The organism is Algibacter miyuki (assembly GCF_030409805.1).
Taxonomy (GTDB): domain Bacteria; phylum Bacteroidota; class Bacteroidia; order Flavobacteriales; family Flavobacteriaceae; genus Algibacter; species Algibacter miyuki.
Map to the genome: position 1 here is coordinate 601,489 of NZ_JAUFQP010000007.1, position 16,154 is coordinate 617,642.

Genomic DNA, 16,154 nt, shown 5'->3' on the forward strand with positions numbered 1-16,154 from the left:
GTTATGTTTTCAGATAACAAAAAAAGTAAACAAATGTCAGATGTAAGTTCCTCCCAAAATATAATAGCAAAAGGCACCAAAATAGTTGGCGACTTTAATAGTGAGGGCGATTTTAGAATTGATGGTAGTATTGAAGGCAGTATTAACACCCCAGGAAAAGTGGTAGTTGGTAAAAGCGGATCTATCAAAGGTTCTTTAAACGGCACAGACGCCCATTTTGAAGGTCGTTTTTCTGGCACATTAACATTGTCGGGCACGTTAACATTAAAATCTACTGCACATATTGAAGGTGAAGTGGTAGCTAGTAAATTAGCTGTAGAACCTGGCGCAACTTTTAATGTAACCTGCGTAATGCAAGGTGGCGCAAAAAACACAACCCATGGCGGAACAAGACAAAAAGAAAAAGAAGCTTAATCCTTATATTCGTTTTTCATCTATGGCTATCCAAATGGGTGTTACCATATATTTAGGTAGCAAATTAGGTGAATGGCTCGATGTGAAATTTGATAACAGCAACCAACTGTATTACAAAGTTGTGACTTTAGCATCTGTTTTTATTGCTATGTTTGCCGTTATTAAACAGGTTACTAACTTGCAGAAATAAACACGCCAAAGTATCGCGATTTGATAACCCCTCTAAATTGAATAGCATTCTTGATTGTAAAAATCATGTCATTTCAAAAAAATCAATCTTATATAACATCTCATTAATGGCTAAACGTATTCTAGTTGTCACCAGTATTTTTTTTATTTTATTTCTAGCAGCTTATAACCTTCAAGCGTATTTAACAACAGAAAGTATTTCGTTCTCGTTGCTTCATGTTTATCTATTTCATTTAATAGCGGCCATAATCGTTTATACTTCCGTAGAAATAGTAGCCGAAAAACTACCAAATCAGGCCGGATATGCTTATTTAACTTTAATGTTTATAAAAATTGGTGCCTTTGTTTTAATTTTTCAATCTACCGTTTTTGCCAACGACAATTTATCGCAAATGGAACGTATTGCGTTAGTTATACCCTTATTTCTGTTTTTAATCATCGAAGCTGTTAGTGTTTCAAAGCTTTTAAACAGTAAATAACAGCCAATTTTCAGTTAAATTTCGCGCAAAAATTATTTAGAGAAAAATCTAACTAAAAAAAGCCTCTGACTTTTTAAATTATTACTTACATTTGCACAAAATTTACAGAGCATAAATTTACAATAGTTACAAAAAGTATGATGGTGGCAAAAAAATCTATCAAGTTTATAGCAGTTTTAGTTTTAGCGTTGTTTTCAATATCTTCTTATGGAGATGATGCAAAGCATGAACCAGGCAACAAAGTAGATACGCAGGAGGAAATTAATGAATACATTGCACATCACTTAAAAGATTCGCACGATTTTCATTTCTACACGCACAACGAATCTGGTACACACTACAGTTTTCCTTTACCTGTAATTGTTTGGACAAGCAATGGTTTAAAAACCTTCATGTCTTCAGAATTTCACCATGATGATAGCGGTAAAGTTATTGTTGATGCTGGTGATACTAAGTTAGTAAAACTTCACAGTAAAATATACGAATTAGAAAGTGGTGCTTCTACAATTAATTTTGATGAAGATCACCATGCTACTAATGCACATAAAGTTTTAGATTTCTCTATTACTAAATCGGCCTTCGGAATGATATTAGCTGGTTTATTAATGTTATTAGGTTTTGGCGCTTTAGCTAGAGGTTATAAAAACGGAAAATCTATTCCAACAGGATTTGCTAGAGTATTAGAACCTTTAGTAATTTATGTTCGTGATGAAATTGCAAGACCAAATATTGGAGAGAAAAAGTACCGTAAATTTATGGGCTTCCTTTTAACCGTATTTTTCTTTATCTGGATATTAAACTTATTAGGTTTAACACCACTAGGTTTTAACGTAACAGGACAGATAGCCGTAACAGCATGTTTAGCTATTTTCACGGTAATTATTTACTTAGTTAGTGGTTCTAAAGATTTCTGGGCACACACCTTATGGATGCCAGGTGTTCCTTATATATTACGTCCAATACTTGCCGTTATCGAGCTTGTTGGTTTTGTAGTTATTAAGCCTTTCTCATTATTAATACGTTTGTTTGCAAATATAACAGCAGGTCACTTTGTAGTGATGAGCTTAATTGCTTTAATGATTACTTTAAAAGCAGACTTCGGCCCTGTGGTTTCTACAGGAATGTCGTTAGTGTTATCATTATTTATTATGGTAATCGAAATTTTAGTAGCCTTTTTACAAGCGTTTATTTTCACGATGTTATCATCGTTATTTATTGGTATGGCCGTTGAAGAACACGACGATCATCATTAAAATTGAATTTGTTTAATTAATATTTATAAAAATCAAATTACTATGTACAATTTAATTGGAGCAGGATTAATCGTTATCGGTGGTGGTATCGGATTAGGTCAAATTGGTGGAAAAGCAATGGAAGGTATTGCTCGTCAACCTGAAGCAGCTGGAAAAATCCAAACTGCCATGATCATCATCGGAGCCTTATTAGAAGGTTTAGCATTCGGTGCATTAATCTTAGGGAAATAAGAATTTCCTAAAAAACAAAAGAAACAGAATCCTGTAACGGTTGGTTGCAGGACCTGTTTTCAAATTAAACAAAAAAAGACACTAACAACTAATTTATAGTTTTCATGGATCAGTTATTACATGATTTTTCACCGGGCTTATTTTTTATGCAAGCCATTATCTTATTAATATTAATAGTATTAATGAGAAAATTTGCTTGGAAACCCATTTTAGACGCTTTACAAACTAGAGAAGACGGCATTCAAGATGCTTTGGATTCTGCTGAAAATGCAAAGTTAGAAATGCAAAACCTTCAAGCTGATAACCAAAAGTTATTACAAGAAGCTAGAGCAGAACGCGAAGAAATGCTTAAAGAAGCACGCGAGATGAAAAACACAATGATTGAAGACGCTAAATCGGAAGCGGAAGCACAAGCAAACAAAATGATAGTACAAGCGCAAGCGGCTATCGAAGGTGAAAAGAAAGCTGCTTTAGCAGAACTTAAGAGCCATGTTGCTGGAATTTCTTTAGAAATTGCCGAAAAAGTAATGCGTACTGAATTATCTAACAAAGACAACCAACTGAAATTGGTTGAAACGATGTTAGCTGAAAAATCATTAAACTAAATTATAATGGCGGGAGCAAGAGCAGCAATACGTTACGCTAAAGCATTATTAAGCTTAGCATCAGATCTTAAAACAGCCGAGGTTGTTGGTAATGATATGAAGCTAATCGCTAATACTTTGGCTACAAGTAAAGATTTAAGCGAAGCACTTCAAAGCCCTGTAATTCCTTCTTCAATTAAAAAATCGACTTTATTAGAAGTTTTTAAAAACACTGATAAATCAACGAACAACTTAATTGATACTTTAATTACTAATAACCGAATTAATATTTTAGGTGATATCGCTGTAAAATACGGTCAGTTATTAGACGAATCTAAAGGTGTTGAAGTTGCTACCGTTACTACAGTAGTAGCGTTAACAGCCGAGTTAAAGAAGAGTGTTTTAGCAAAAGCTAAAGCCCTTACAGGAAAAGATGTTGAAGTAGAAAACATTATAGATGAAACTATTTTAGGTGGTTTTATTTTACGTATTGGCGATTTGCAGTATAACGCAAGTGTTGCCAATCAGCTTAATAAATTAAAAAGAGAATTTACATTAAACTAAGGTCTTTGGATCTAAATAAACAATAAGATGGCAGAAGTAAAACCAGCTGAAATATCAGCAATCTTAAAACAACAACTTTCGGGTTTTGAGGCAAGCGCTTCATTAGACGAAGTAGGAACTGTATTAACAGTAGGTGACGGTATTGTTCGTGCTTACGGATTAGCTAATGCACAATATGGTGAATTAGTAGAATTCGAAGGCGGATTAGAAGGTATCGTACTTAACCTTGAAGAGGATAATGTAGGTATTGTACTTTTAGGAACTTCAGTAGGAGTTAGAGAAGGTTCTACAGTAAAACGTACTAACCGTATTGCTTCTGTGAAAGTAGGAGAAGGTATTGTTGGTCGTGTTGTAGATACTTTAGGAAACCCAATTGACGGTAAAGGACCTATTGCTGGAACTACTTATGAAATGCCTTTAGAGCGTAAAGCTCCTGGTGTTATCTTTAGAGAGCCAGTAACTGAACCATTACAAACAGGTATTAAAGCAATTGATGCTATGATCCCAGTTGGTAGAGGTCAACGTGAGTTGGTAATTGGTGACAGACAAACAGGTAAGACTGCCGTTTGTATCGATGCTATCTTAAATCAAAAAGAATTTTACGATGCAGGCGAGCCTGTATATTGTATATATGTTGCTGTAGGTCAAAAGGCTTCAACAGTAGCACTTATTGCTAAAACTTTAGAAGAAAAAGGCGCTTTAGCTTACACTACAATAGTAGCTGCAAATGCATCAGATCCTGCTGCAATGCAAGTTTATGCACCATTTACTGGAGCATCTATTGGAGAGTACTTTAGAGATACTGGTAGACCAGCTTTAATTGTTTTTGATGATTTATCAAAACAAGCCGTTGCTTACCGTGAGGTATCCTTATTATTAAGACGTCCACCGGGACGTGAGGCATATCCTGGAGATGTATTTTACTTACACTCTCGTTTATTAGAGCGTTCTGCAAAAGTTATTAATAACGATGCCATTGCTAAAGAAATGAATGACTTACCAGAGTCGTTAAAACCAATCGTAAAAGGTGGTGGATCTTTAACAGCATTGCCAATTATTGAAACTCAAGCAGGTGATGTTTCTGCATATATCCCAACAAACGTAATTTCTATTACTGATGGGCAAATTTTCTTAGATGGAGATTTATTTAACTCTGGTGTTCGTCCAGCAATTAACGTAGGTATTTCTGTATCTCGTGTTGGTGGTAATGCACAGATTAAATCTATGAAAAAAGTATCTGGTACTTTAAAATTAGATCAAGCACAATACCGTGAGTTAGAGGCTTTCGCTAAGTTTGGTTCAGATTTAGATGCTGTTACTTTAAACGTAATTAACAAAGGTAAACGTAACGTAGAGATCTTAAAGCAAGGTCAAAACGATCCTTTTAAAGTAGAAGATCAAGTAGCTATTATCTACGCTGGTTCTAAAAACTTATTAAAAGATGTACCTGTTGAAAAAGTAAAAGAATTTGAAAGAGATTTTATCGAATTCTTAAACGCGAAACATAGAGGTATTTTAGATACTTTAAAAGCAGGAAAATTAACTGATGAAGTAACAGATGTTTTAACTTCTGTAGCTAAAGATTTATCAGGAAAATATAGAGCTTAAAAACTCAGAATTTAGAGTTATGCGTAAGAGCAATCTATACACATAACTCTAAATTTAAACTATAAAACTAATGTCACTCTGCGCATAGTCGAAGAGTCTTTATAAAAATAAAGAATGGCTAATCTTAAAGAAATACGTAACAGAATATCATCGGTATCTTCAACGATGCAAATTACCAGTGCCATGAAAATGGTATCGGCTGCAAAGTTAAAAAAGGCACAAGATGCTATTACAGCAATGCGTCCTTATTCAGATAAGTTAACCGAACTTTTACAAAGTTTGAGTGCCACTTTAGATGCTGATTCTGGAAGCGCATATTCTACACAACGTGAAGTAAAAAAAGTATTAATTGTAACCATCACTTCTAATAGAGGTTTGGCTGGTGCATTTAACTCTAATATCATTAAGGAAGTTAACAAACTTACTAATGATACTTATGCAAACCAAGAGGTATCTTATCTTGCTATAGGTAAAAAAGGTAACGACGCGTTTAAGAAAACCAATAATATTATAGCTAATAACAGTGCCATTTACGACGATTTAACGTTTGATAATGTTGCTGAAATTGCTGAACAATTAATGGAAAAATTCCTTGCAGGCGAATTCGATAAAATCGAAATTGTTTACAATAAATTTAAAAATGCAGCAACGCAAATAGTAACTGTTGAACAATTTTTACCAATTGTACCTGTTGAAGGTGCAGCGGTAAACAATTCTGATTATGTTTTCGAACCATCAAAATTAGAAATTGTAGAGCAGTTAATTCCTAAGTCATTAAAAACACAATTGTACAAAGGCATTAGAGATTCTTTCGCCAGCGAACACGGTGCGCGTATGACGGCAATGCATAAAGCAACTGATAATGCTACGGAATTAAGAGATCAACTTAAATTAACATACAACAAAGCACGTCAAGCTTCGATTACTAATGAAATTTTAGAAATTGTAGGAGGTGCGGAAGCATTGAATAATTAGACCCAGCTTTTGCGAAGTCAAATGAATCAATGTAAATAAGCATTGAACATTTAGACGAAGTGTAAACGATGTCAAAATAATATAAAAGAGCCTCAATTTATTTGAGGCTTTTTTTATGCCAAAAAATGGCATCACTTTTGAATATACTTCACTAAACAGTTTTAAAATGAAGTTGATAAAACAAACCACAGCCCTACTTATATTCGTCTTAACGTTATCAAACTGTGTAAGCACGCAGAAACTCCAAGAAAACCCGCCTTTTGAAGTGAGTGCAGCATATTATCAATACATAGAGTTTACGAATAACAACGAAGCATCTAAAATCAAAGTATCAATTCAAATTGAATCGCCAAACGATATCATTTTAGACAGTGTTTACTTTCAAAATCAAACTAAAAAATTAAACCCTACACCCCATAATACCTATATCGCTCATTTCAAAAATTCTAAAGTAATTAAAGGCGATTTCAACCTCAGTTCAAATCCATTAGAAGAATTCGGAAATACCATTCCGGATAAACAAAACGACTTCCCTTTCCAATTAAGCGATACTAGCTGTGTAGTTAGTTATACTGCGAGAAACAAAACCAAGTACTTCAAAATACAAAATATAGCAAATAAAACAACCATTCAACTACCGTAAGCTTCTAAAAACAAGCAATAACTTATCTTTGCATGGCATTTGCTAAAAACGTACTTTTAGCTCCACAAAACAACTAGCATTGAGCGCACTAAAATCACTATTCAAACAAACATTTATTTACGGCCTAGCCACAGTGCTACCAAGAATGTTGAGTTTTATGCTCGTGCCACTTTACACTAGCGATGGCGTACTTTCTTCGGTAAGTGAATACGGGGAAGTATCAGTAATTTTTTCATATTTCGTACTTTTCAATGTTATTTTAGCTTACGGCATGGAAACGGCCTTCTTTAGATTTTTTAACAAAGAAGACGACACAAATAGCGTTACCGGTACCTCGGCCATATCTTTAATAGTATCATCTATTACTTTCTTTGCAATAGCACTTATTTTTAAAAATCAGATAGCTTCGTTTATAGATATTGACGTGAAGTATATCTCGATAGTGATTTGGATTTTACTTTGTGACGCGCTGGTTATCATTCCATTCGCATGGTTAAGGGCCACGCAGCAACCCATGCGCTATGCCATTATAAAAATACTGAATGTAGCCATAAATTTAGGCTTAAATCTCTTCTTTTTACTCGCTTTAAAAGATTTATCAAATCAATTTTCAATTTTAGAAAACCTTTGGATAGAAAATTTCGAAATCAGTTATATCTTCATTGCCAACCTCATTTCAAGCGGAATCACATTACTTTTAATGCTTCCGTTTTACACGAAAATTAAATACGTTTTCAATCGAGACCTTTGGAAAAGAATGATGCGTTACGCCTACCCTGTTTTAATTGCCGGCGTGGCATTTTCAATAAACGAAACCTTTGATAGAATTCTGCTTAAAGAACTTTTACCAAAAGATATTGCCGATGTTGATATTGGTATGTATTCCGCCTGTTACAAACTCGCTCTGTTTATGACGCTCTTTGCAACAGCTTACCGTTTAGGCATTGAACCCTATTTTTTTAGTCATGCTAAAAGTGAAAACCCACAGAAAAACTACGCTAGAATATTAGAGTTTTATGTGGCTTTAGGCGCCATCATTCTGCTTGGTGTTGTTGTTTTTGCCGATATATTAAAACCTATAATTGTTAGAAGTGAAGCTTATTGGGAAGCTATGTGGGTGGTGCCTATTATTTTGATGGCTAACTTTTTCTTAGGCATTTATCACAATTTATCTGTTTGGTATAAAGTTACCGATAAAACTAAGTTTGGTGCTTATATTTCTATTGCCGGCGCTGTAATAACCTTAACTATCAATATTCTATTCATAAAAGAATTTAGCTATAAAGCATCCGCGGTTGCAACACTATCTGCCTATGCCGTTATGATGGTTTTATCTTATTACTTCGGAAGAAAATATTATCCTATTCCGTATAATCTAAAAAAAATACTGATGTATCTTGTCCTTTCCATTGGTCTGTCCATACTATCCTTTTATCAATTTAGGGGTAATTATCTGGTAGGCATATCAATGTTAATCGTATTTTTGGGCATCGTTTATTTTATGGAGAAAGACGATATTAAAAACATCTTAAAAAACAAATAACCTATATAGATTTGAAACGTTCCTGAACGCATCTCATCAAAAAAGACATAACAAAGCATGCAAATAAAAATAATTAACAAATCGAATCACGATTTACCGCACTATGAAACCATAGCATCTGCAGGTATGGATTTACGCGCTAAAATTTCCGAAGCTATAACCTTAAAGCCTTTAGGGAGAACCATTGTTAAAACAGGCTTATTTATCGAATTACCTATTGGTTACGAAGCACAAGTACGTCCAAGAAGCGGGTTGGCAGCGAAAAAAGGCGTAACCGTTTTAAACGCACCAGGAACCATTGATGCCGATTATAGAGGTGAAATTGGAGTGATTTTAGTTAATATTTCTAATGAAGATTTCATTATCGAAAATGGCGAACGCATTGCGCAGTTAGTCATAGCAAAACATGAACGCGCCGAGTGGATTTCTGCTGAAACATTATCTGAAACCACAAGAGGCGAAGGCGGATTTGGAAGTACAGGCGTAAAATAAGAGGCTGAAAATAGCATATAATTTCAGAATAAAACAACAGTTATGAGTTCGTTGAAAAACGAAAAACAAATAAACTATTTAAGACTATGAAAATAATCGTACCAATGGCCGGACGTGGATCCCGTTTACGCCCGCACAGTTTAACCGTACCAAAACCATTAATTCCAGTCGCTGGACAACCTATTGTGCACCGTTTGGTAAAAGATATTGCTAAAGTTTTAAAGCAACCTATTGAAGAAATTGCCTTTGTTTTGGGCGATCCTGCTTGGTTTGGCGATGATGTTGTAGACAGTTTAAAATCGCTTGCTGAAAACTTGGGAGCCAAAGCTTCTATTTATCGTCAAGATAAACCACTAGGTACTGGCCATGCTATTATGTGCGCCGAGCCTTCGCTTTCTGGCCCTGCCGTGATTGCTTATGCTGACACTTTAATTCGTGCCCAATTCGATTTAGATCCAACTGCGGATAGTGTTATTTGGACCAAGCAAGTTAAAAATCCCGAAGCTTACGGAGTTGTTAAACTTAATGACAACCAAGAAATTGTTGAGCTTGTTGAAAAACCAGAATCTTTTGTTAGCGATCAAGCCGTAATTGGAATTTATTACTTTAAAGATGTTGCTGTTTTAAAAGGAAAACTTCAAGAAATTCTTGATGAAAACATTATGAATGGCGGCGAATACCAAATTAACGATGGTATAAAACGCATGATGGCCGATGGCAAAGTATTTAAAACTGGTACGGTTGACGAATGGATGGACTGCGGAAACAAGGCCATTACCATTGAAACCAACCAACGTATGTTAGGCTTTTTACAAGCCGATGGCGACGAACAATTAGTAGCAACTTCAGCAAAATTAGAAAACTCAAATATCATTGAACCTTGTTTTATTGGTGAAAATGTAATTCTTAAAAACACAACTGTTGGCCCTTTTGTTTCTATAGGAAATGGTACGGTTATTGAAAATTCAACAATTAAAAACAGTTTAATTCAAACCAATTCTAACATTAAAAATGCTAAATTAGACAACGCTATGATTGGAAATCATGTAAAATATGATGGCGAATTTACCAGTATTAGCATTGGAGATTATTCAATTTTAGAGTAATTTTCTAAAATTATAAAAAGACGCGCACAGCAAATGAAACATAACATGTACATCTTGTTTTTTATCTTCGGAATGTTACTCGTTCCGAAGATAAACTATGCGCAAGTCGATTCTAATAAAACGCAAGATGACGATTTAGGCGATAATACTGACGAGTTTCAAGAGTATTTTTACGAAGCCTTAAAACAGAAAAGTATAGAAAACTACGACCGCTCGGTAGAAGCTTTACAGAAATGTATTGCTTTAGACAAATCTGTTCCTGTTTTGCATTTTGAATTAGGAAAAAACTACAGTAAGCTTAAAAATTATAACGACGCGGAAACCGCGCTAAAAAAGGCAGTAGATTTAGAACCTGATAACGAATGGTTTTTAGATGAATTATACGCATTTTATGCCGGTCAAAACGACTTAGAGAACGCCATTAAAACGGTGAAACAATTGGTAAGTTATCATCCGGATTACAAAGAAGATTTAGCATCGCTCTACGTGAAAACCAAAAAATTTGATGAGGCGCTTATTCTTTTAGATGAATTGGATGCTGAATTTGGTGTGTCTATCGCTAGAGATCGTATGCGTAATAATGCTTACGCTGCTACAGGTCGAAAATCTGACCAGATAGAAAACCTTGAAACGCGTGTAGAAAACAATCCTGATAAGGAATCAAACTACTTAGCATTAATCTTCCGCTACAGCGAAAATAACAACAAGAAAAAAGCTTTTGAAACCGCAAAGAAACTACTAGAAATCAACCCAGAATCACAATTGGTACATCTTGCGCTTTACAAATTCTATTTGGATGAAAATGAAACTGATAAGGCCATTGCATCTATGAAAACCGTGGTACAAAGCACACAAATAAAACCCGAGGCGAAAGTAAAAGTTTTAGCCGATTTTGTAAACTTTGTTAAAGCTAATCCTCAATACGAAGCCGATTTACTTGAAGCCACTACCCTAGTGAGTCAACAAGATAATGAGAAATCGCTACTCGAATTAGGGCAATATTATTTATCTAAAAATGATAAACCAAAAGCTTTAGAATATTTTGAAAAAGCACTTGAACAAGACAGCAACAACTTTTCAGTTTTAAAAAATATTTTGCTGCTTCAAATAGATTTACAACAGTTTAAAGAAGCCGAACAAAAAAGCGCAAAAGCCTTAGAAAATTATCCGTCGCAACCGTTACTATACTTAGTGAATGGCGTAGCTTTAAATGCCTTAAATAACCCTAAAAAAGCTTTAGAACCATTAGAAACAGGTTTAGATTATATTATAGACGACACCAAATTAGAAGCCGATTTTTATAAACAACTCAGCAAAGCTTACTCGCTTTTAAACAATACTGCCAAGGCAAAAACGTTTAGTGACAAAGCACAACATATACACCCAGAAAATTAATGAGCAAACCTATATACTTATTACTCAGCACCATTTTTTTATTAAGTTTTAGCTGTAAATCCAGCAAAACTATTGCTGGTGGTGCCGAAAACTACACCCTTTCCACCAAAGAGGTTATTAAAGCCAACACCAAACAAAGTCCCGATTTTAAAACATTACAAGCCAAGCTTAGAATCAACTTTAATAAAAACGGAAAATCGCAAACTAACACCGTAACGTTTCGTGCTAAAAAAGATGAAGTATTATGGATAAACGCACCTTTTTCAGTGATTAGAGCATTGATTACGCCAGAACAAGTAGGCTTCTACAACAAGCTAGACAATACGTATTTTGAAGGCGATTTTTCATATTTAAGCAAATTATTAGGTACGGAATTAGATTTTCAGAAAGTGCAAAACTTATTATTAGGTGAAGCTATTTTCAACTTAAAAGATGGTCGTTATGATTCTTCAGTAAATGATCAAGTATATGTCCTTCAACCTAAAAACCAAAAGGCTTTATTTGAAATTTTCTTTCTGATAGATCCTTCATTATTCAAGGTGCAATCGCAACAAATATCGCAACCTAAGGAATTTAGAATGCTTCAAATTGATTATTTATCACATCAACATATTGATAAACAGATTCTTCCAGAAAACGTAAAAGTTATTGCTGTAGAAGGCACTGATGAAACTATAATAAATCTAGAATTTAAAGGTATCGCGCTTAATGATGACTTGCGCTTTCCTTTTAAAATTCCATCTGGTTTTAAAAAAATTGAACTTTAATGAGGGTTAGAAAACCGGCATATCAAATAGTATTTCTACTTAGTTTTTTGCTTTGTAGCATTCTTGGTTTTTCACAAAACAACAAGCAAAAGGAATTAGAAACGCGCCGTCAGGAATTGCGTAGACAAATTCAGAAAATAAACGAATTACGCTCGGAAAATAAATCGAAAGCTAAATCTAAATTATCCTTAATTGAAGATTTTAACCACAAAATTAACGTGTTGGATAATTTGATAAAAGTAACCAACCGCCAAGCCAATTTATTAACACGGGAAATAAACACCAACCAAAATAATATTACGAGTTTAAGAGCAGAACTGACAACATTAAAAGAAGATTATGCTGCTATGATTGTAAAATCGTACAAAAGCAAAAATCAGCAAAGTCGTATTATGTTTCTCTTGTCTTCAAGTAATTTTAAACAAGCCTACAAGCGTGTACAATACATGAAACAGTACTCGGATCATCAAAAGGAACAAGGTGAAACTATAAAGGCTAAAACGCAAGAATTACAAACTATAAACACGAACTTATTAAAACAAAAAGAAGATAAAAAGAAACTTATTGCTGAAAATAAAGTCACCCAAAAATCATTAGAAAGTGAGCGTAAACAACAGCAAACTTTAATGAAAGAAATTGAAAGCAACATCTCCCGCTATGCCGCCCAAATACAAGAAAAAGAACGTGAAACCCGCCGTATAGATGCTGAAATAAATAAAATTATTAAAGCAGCCATAGCAAAATCGAACAAGAAAGCAGGTAAATCGTCCAATTCAAGCACGTTTGCATTAACTCCAGAAGGCAAAGCGCTTGCTAAAAACTTTGAGTCCAACCGAGGTAAATTAGTTTGGCCTGTAGAAAAAGGCGTAGTAAAAATGGGTTATGGTACACAGCCGCATCCTGTAGTACGCTCGTTAACTATAAACAGTAATGGTGTGCGTATTGCTACCGAAAAAGGCGCTAAGGCGCGTGCTGTGTTTAATGGCGAAGTTATTGGTGTTGTAGCTAACAGAAACGTGAATCCGTTTGTAATTATCCAACACGGAAACTACATTACTTATTATAAAAACCTGTCTAATATTTATGTAAAAACAGGAGATAAAGTAACCACAAAACAAGATATTGGCGAGGTATTTACAAACCCATCAACAGGAGAAACCATACTAAATTTTGTAATTTCTAAAGACACTAACACTCAAAATCCTGCAAGCTGGATTTATAAAATGTAGTAGCTGTGTTAATTCAAAAATTCTACTTTTAAACATAACATCATGGAAAAAACGATTATAGCACAATTAAGCGTAAAAGCATCAGAAGTTACGCCATTTATAGCATTAGTAAACGTTATGGTCGCAGAAAGTCTGGCAGAGAAAGGTTGTTCCACTTATACGCTATTGCAAGAAGTTGGCACCTCAAATGAATTCTTTATTTATGAAAAATATGAAGATGCACAAGCCGTTGAAGACCACAATGCGTCGGAACATTTTAAAACTTTTATAAACGCTGTTCAGCCTTTATTAGCCAAAGCCCCAAAAATTGAAGTGTTTTAACAACGATAAAACTGACACTTTCGATCAATATCGTAGAGTGAAATTCATAATACAAGAAAACCTATTCATCTAGAATAGGTTTTCTTGTTTTTACTCCATAGGACGCGCGTTCCACGAGTACCATCAATAGTTAACTATATTTAAAATACGTTTCACCTACACGACCGCTTCGCCTGCAAAATGTACTTCAAGTTCTTTTAAGGTGGCTTCACTGGTTTCTAAATCTTTAACCACTTCTCCCTTTTCTAAAACTACAATGCGCTCGCAAACGTCGGTTACGTGCAATAAATCGTGACTAGAAATTAAAACGGTGATATTTTGATTTTCTGCTAAATCTTTAATAATTCCTTTTAATCTAATTTGCGTTGTAGGGTCAAGATTAGCAAAAGGTTCGTCTAAAATAATAACTTCCGGATTTCCGATAAGCGCAGCAACAATACCAGCTTTCTTTTGATTTCCTTTACTTAAATCGCGTAAATATTTTTTCTGACCTAAAATTTCGTCGTGAAAAAAATCGGCATATTCTGCCACTAAAGCATCAACATCCGCTTTGTTCTGTCCGCGTAATTCACCAATAAAATAGAAATATTCTTCGGCTGTTAAATAACCAATTAAAAAACTTTCATCTATAAATGCAGACGTAAATGGTTTCCACGCTTCACTTTCGTTTACCTGAATATCGTTGCTTTTTATAAACCCCGTAGTTGGTGCAATTAAATCTAAAAGTAGGCTAAAATACGTGGTTTTACCAGCACCATTATTGCCCACTAAACCAAAACTTTGTCCTTTTGGAATCTCTAACGATTCAATATTTAAAACCTTTGCACCGTTGTATGTTTTTGATAAGTTTGATGTAATAATCATAATGTGAAAAATTTAGTTGTTTTGATCGAATGCATCAATCATTTTATACTTCGATTTTAAATATTTATTGGTTATGAGTTTCATTATCTTCTGATGAAAAACAATACCTAAAATTCCAAAGATTGCCAATACTAAGCAAGCCATTTCAAAACTAGCTAACCAACTAGAAATTCCGAAAATAAGTAACGGAACTATCATTAACGGAATACCAATAAGCCATTGCACAGCCCCTGTTCCTTGTAGATTAAACGCCGCCTTTTCATCTAAATTAATTTTCTTCCTATTGTATGAACCTCCAATTAAAATAACATGTGTATTAACACCAATATTATAAATAGCGGTAACAAAATGGGCGAGTAAAATTTTCCAACCAAAATACACATACGGAATACTTAGCACGAATAAAATAATTACGCTCAAACTCATTAAAATGAATTTAGACTTTAAGTACTGCTCGTATTTAATATTCTGACTCATTAGCAATTTATAATAACCACTATCCCAAGCCGGAATGAATTGTCCGAAATTGATTAAAAATATTCCCGTTACAAACACGCCAACAAAGGCATAAAAGGCTGGCATAGCATCATATTTACCACCAGGGTAAAACATGAGTCCGTATAATAAACCTAAACCCAACATCCAAACAGAAGATTTTGTACGTTTGTTCCGCCACAGTAATTTTAAATCGAGTTGTAAAAACGGAGCCACATCTCCGAAGTTTTTTGTCCAATCTAGATTAGCCGCGTTCACTTCTTTAATTTTCACTTTAAGGCCACTATCTAAAAAGAGTTTCTGTTTCAATAGTTTAAAATTGAAAAGATACAATCCTATTAAAATAACAATAGGAAAAAGAATAAAAACAGGAGATTGATACACACCATTAAATCCGTTTCCGATAAGGCTAGTAAATGAAATAAAGTTAAAATAATTTAAACCATACAAGCCTCCCGTAAGTGCTATAATAGGTAAAAACGAGAGTTCGCTTCCTGCCGAAAAGCTTTCAATTATAAAATTTAAGAAATTAATAATCAAGCTCACTACCACTAAACAAAGCATCCATATTAAAACAGAACCCGTTGGGTAACCTTTCACCAATAATGTAATTCCGAAAGGGATAATGGCGAAAAGTGGTAAAAAATTAAAAAATGAAACCACAGATTTCCGTAATACAAAATGTACAATCTGACTTCTTTTTATGGGCAATACCAATAAGGGTTTCACACTCATTACGGGCAATTTTTGCATGAAAAACCGAAATACTAAATCGCCTAAAATCCAGTAAAATATGTAACTATTTACTATAAGCAGTGGGTCTTGATCAGGAAATGCCTTCTTCAACATGGGGTATAATCCGATGCCAAGCAATAAAAACATAACTATAAAGTAAAGGCCAAAAAAGCCCATCATTATTTTTATAGCCACACTTTTACCAAAGCTAGCCGATCTAAAAAAGGCTTTCCATTCTAAATTTAAAAAATGTTTTATCATCCTTTA

At 34.3% G+C, this 16,154-nt stretch carries 19 protein-coding genes; 17 read left to right on the top strand and 2 right to left on the bottom strand.

From position 1 onward, the window contains the following. Positions 1 to 3: 3 nt before the first annotated feature. The 17 genes from QWY92_RS05565 (at position 4) to QWY92_RS05645 (ending at position 13,793) form a co-directional block, all read left to right on the top strand. Positions 4 to 414 carry a bactofilin family protein gene (locus tag QWY92_RS05565; protein ID WP_290269177.1) on the top strand — a complete coding sequence of 137 codons (411 nt, stop codon included), beginning with the start codon at positions 4 to 6 and terminating at the stop codon, positions 412 to 414. Beyond that, entirely contained in the window at positions 380 to 604 is a 225-nt protein-coding gene (locus QWY92_RS05570) for an AtpZ/AtpI family protein (RefSeq protein WP_290269178.1), read from the top strand. Before QWY92_RS05565 ends, QWY92_RS05570 begins: the two co-directional genes overlap by 35 nt. Before the next feature lie 106 nt (positions 605 to 710). Then, complete coding sequence (locus QWY92_RS05575; protein ID WP_290269179.1) at positions 711 to 1,082, top strand: DUF6168 family protein; 372 nt, start codon at positions 711 to 713, stop codon at positions 1,080 to 1,082. Between the two features lie 137 nt (positions 1,083 to 1,219). Next, positions 1,220 to 2,335, top strand: a complete 1,116-nt coding sequence (atpB, locus tag QWY92_RS05580; protein WP_290269181.1) for a F0F1 ATP synthase subunit A — start codon at positions 1,220 to 1,222, stop codon at positions 2,333 to 2,335. Between the two features lie 42 nt (positions 2,336 to 2,377). Beyond that, positions 2,378 to 2,566, top strand: a complete 189-nt coding sequence (atpE, locus tag QWY92_RS05585; RefSeq protein WP_004569351.1) for an ATP synthase F0 subunit C — start codon at positions 2,378 to 2,380, stop codon at positions 2,564 to 2,566. Between the two features lie 104 nt (positions 2,567 to 2,670). Further along, the gene (locus QWY92_RS05590) at positions 2,671 to 3,171 is read left to right on the top strand and encodes a F0F1 ATP synthase subunit B (RefSeq protein ID WP_290269182.1); all 501 of its coding nucleotides are present in this window, start codon (positions 2,671 to 2,673) and stop codon (positions 3,169 to 3,171) included. A 6-nt stretch (positions 3,172 to 3,177) separates the two neighbouring features. Further along, entirely contained in the window at positions 3,178 to 3,714 is a 537-nt protein-coding gene (gene atpH, locus QWY92_RS05595; protein ID WP_290269184.1) for an ATP synthase F1 subunit delta, read from the top strand. Between the two features lie 27 nt (positions 3,715 to 3,741). Beyond that, a complete protein-coding gene (gene atpA, locus QWY92_RS05600) occupies positions 3,742 to 5,322 on the top strand; it encodes a F0F1 ATP synthase subunit alpha (protein ID WP_290269185.1) in 1,581 nt (526 codons plus the stop codon). A gap of 114 nt (positions 5,323 to 5,436) precedes the next feature. After that, complete coding sequence (atpG, locus tag QWY92_RS05605; protein WP_290269187.1) at positions 5,437 to 6,297, top strand: ATP synthase F1 subunit gamma; 861 nt, start codon at positions 5,437 to 5,439, stop codon at positions 6,295 to 6,297. A gap of 166 nt (positions 6,298 to 6,463) precedes the next feature. After that, positions 6,464 to 6,940, top strand: coding sequence for a hypothetical protein (locus QWY92_RS05610; protein WP_290269189.1), 477 nt, complete (start codon positions 6,464 to 6,466; stop codon positions 6,938 to 6,940). 79 nt (positions 6,941 to 7,019) lie between these two features. Beyond that, a complete protein-coding gene (locus QWY92_RS05615) occupies positions 7,020 to 8,483 on the top strand; it encodes an oligosaccharide flippase family protein (protein ID WP_290269191.1) in 1,464 nt (487 codons plus the stop codon). 57 nt (positions 8,484 to 8,540) lie between these two features. Continuing rightward, on the top strand, positions 8,541 to 8,975 hold the full coding sequence (gene dut / locus QWY92_RS05620; RefSeq protein ID WP_290269192.1) for a dUTP diphosphatase: 435 nt from the start codon (positions 8,541 to 8,543) through the stop codon (positions 8,973 to 8,975). Positions 8,976 to 9,061: 86 nt separating this feature from the next. Further along, a complete protein-coding gene (locus QWY92_RS05625; RefSeq protein ID WP_290269194.1) occupies positions 9,062 to 10,081 on the top strand; it encodes a sugar phosphate nucleotidyltransferase in 1,020 nt (339 codons plus the stop codon). Positions 10,082 to 10,114: 33 nt separating this feature from the next. Beyond that, positions 10,115 to 11,476, top strand: coding sequence for a tetratricopeptide repeat protein (locus tag QWY92_RS05630; protein WP_290269196.1), 1,362 nt, complete (start codon positions 10,115 to 10,117; stop codon positions 11,474 to 11,476). After that, entirely contained in the window at positions 11,476 to 12,243 is a 768-nt protein-coding gene (gene lolB1 / locus QWY92_RS05635; RefSeq protein WP_290269197.1) for a lipoprotein insertase outer membrane protein LolB1, read from the top strand. Before QWY92_RS05630 ends, lolB1 begins: the two co-directional genes overlap by 1 nt. Beyond that, complete coding sequence (locus QWY92_RS05640; protein ID WP_290269199.1) at positions 12,243 to 13,472, top strand: murein hydrolase activator EnvC family protein; 1,230 nt, start codon at positions 12,243 to 12,245, stop codon at positions 13,470 to 13,472. The genes lolB1 and QWY92_RS05640 overlap by 1 nt, the downstream gene beginning before the upstream one ends. A 42-nt stretch (positions 13,473 to 13,514) precedes the next feature. Further along, complete coding sequence (locus QWY92_RS05645) at positions 13,515 to 13,793, top strand: putative quinol monooxygenase (protein ID WP_290269201.1); 279 nt, start codon at positions 13,515 to 13,517, stop codon at positions 13,791 to 13,793. Positions 13,794 to 13,949: 156 nt separating this feature from the next. On the opposite strand, the gene QWY92_RS05650 is transcribed toward QWY92_RS05645, so the two are convergent. Next, entirely contained in the window at positions 13,950 to 14,657 is a 708-nt protein-coding gene (locus tag QWY92_RS05650; protein ID WP_290269203.1) for an ABC transporter ATP-binding protein, read from the bottom strand. A gap of 12 nt (positions 14,658 to 14,669) precedes the next feature. Continuing rightward, complete coding sequence (locus QWY92_RS05655) at positions 14,670 to 16,148, bottom strand: DUF5687 family protein (RefSeq protein ID WP_290269205.1); 1,479 nt, start codon at positions 16,146 to 16,148, stop codon at positions 14,670 to 14,672. Positions 16,149 to 16,154 lie beyond the last annotated feature (6 nt).

Coding starts and splice junctions, on each gene's coding strand:
- atpE (WP_004569351.1), top strand. CDS start 2,378: ATGTACAATTTAATTGGAGCAGGATTAATCGTTATCGGTGGTGGTATC.
- QWY92_RS05625 (WP_290269194.1), top strand. CDS start 9,062: ATGAAAATAATCGTACCAATGGCCGGACGTGGATCCCGTTTACGCCCG.
- QWY92_RS05575 (WP_290269179.1), top strand. CDS start 711: ATGGCTAAACGTATTCTAGTTGTCACCAGTATTTTTTTTATTTTATTT.
- atpG (WP_290269187.1), top strand. CDS start 5,437: ATGGCTAATCTTAAAGAAATACGTAACAGAATATCATCGGTATCTTCA.
- QWY92_RS05650 (WP_290269203.1), bottom strand. CDS start 14,657: ATGATTATTACATCAAACTTATCAAAAACATACAACGGTGCAAAGGTT.
- atpH (WP_290269184.1), top strand. CDS start 3,178: ATGGCGGGAGCAAGAGCAGCAATACGTTACGCTAAAGCATTATTAAGC.
- dut (WP_290269192.1), top strand. CDS start 8,541: ATGCAAATAAAAATAATTAACAAATCGAATCACGATTTACCGCACTAT.
- lolB1 (WP_290269197.1), top strand. CDS start 11,476: ATGAGCAAACCTATATACTTATTACTCAGCACCATTTTTTTATTAAGT.
- atpA (WP_290269185.1), top strand. CDS start 3,742: ATGGCAGAAGTAAAACCAGCTGAAATATCAGCAATCTTAAAACAACAA.
- QWY92_RS05590 (WP_290269182.1), top strand. CDS start 2,671: ATGGATCAGTTATTACATGATTTTTCACCGGGCTTATTTTTTATGCAA.
- QWY92_RS05655 (WP_290269205.1), bottom strand. CDS start 16,148: ATGATAAAACATTTTTTAAATTTAGAATGGAAAGCCTTTTTTAGATCG.
- QWY92_RS05570 (WP_290269178.1), top strand. CDS start 380: ATGGCGGAACAAGACAAAAAGAAAAAGAAGCTTAATCCTTATATTCGT.
- QWY92_RS05610 (WP_290269189.1), top strand. CDS start 6,464: ATGAAGTTGATAAAACAAACCACAGCCCTACTTATATTCGTCTTAACG.
- atpB (WP_290269181.1), top strand. CDS start 1,220: ATGATGGTGGCAAAAAAATCTATCAAGTTTATAGCAGTTTTAGTTTTA.
- QWY92_RS05565 (WP_290269177.1), top strand. CDS start 4: ATGTTTTCAGATAACAAAAAAAGTAAACAAATGTCAGATGTAAGTTCC.
- QWY92_RS05645 (WP_290269201.1), top strand. CDS start 13,515: ATGGAAAAAACGATTATAGCACAATTAAGCGTAAAAGCATCAGAAGTT.
- QWY92_RS05630 (WP_290269196.1), top strand. CDS start 10,115: ATGAAACATAACATGTACATCTTGTTTTTTATCTTCGGAATGTTACTC.
- QWY92_RS05640 (WP_290269199.1), top strand. CDS start 12,243: ATGAGGGTTAGAAAACCGGCATATCAAATAGTATTTCTACTTAGTTTT.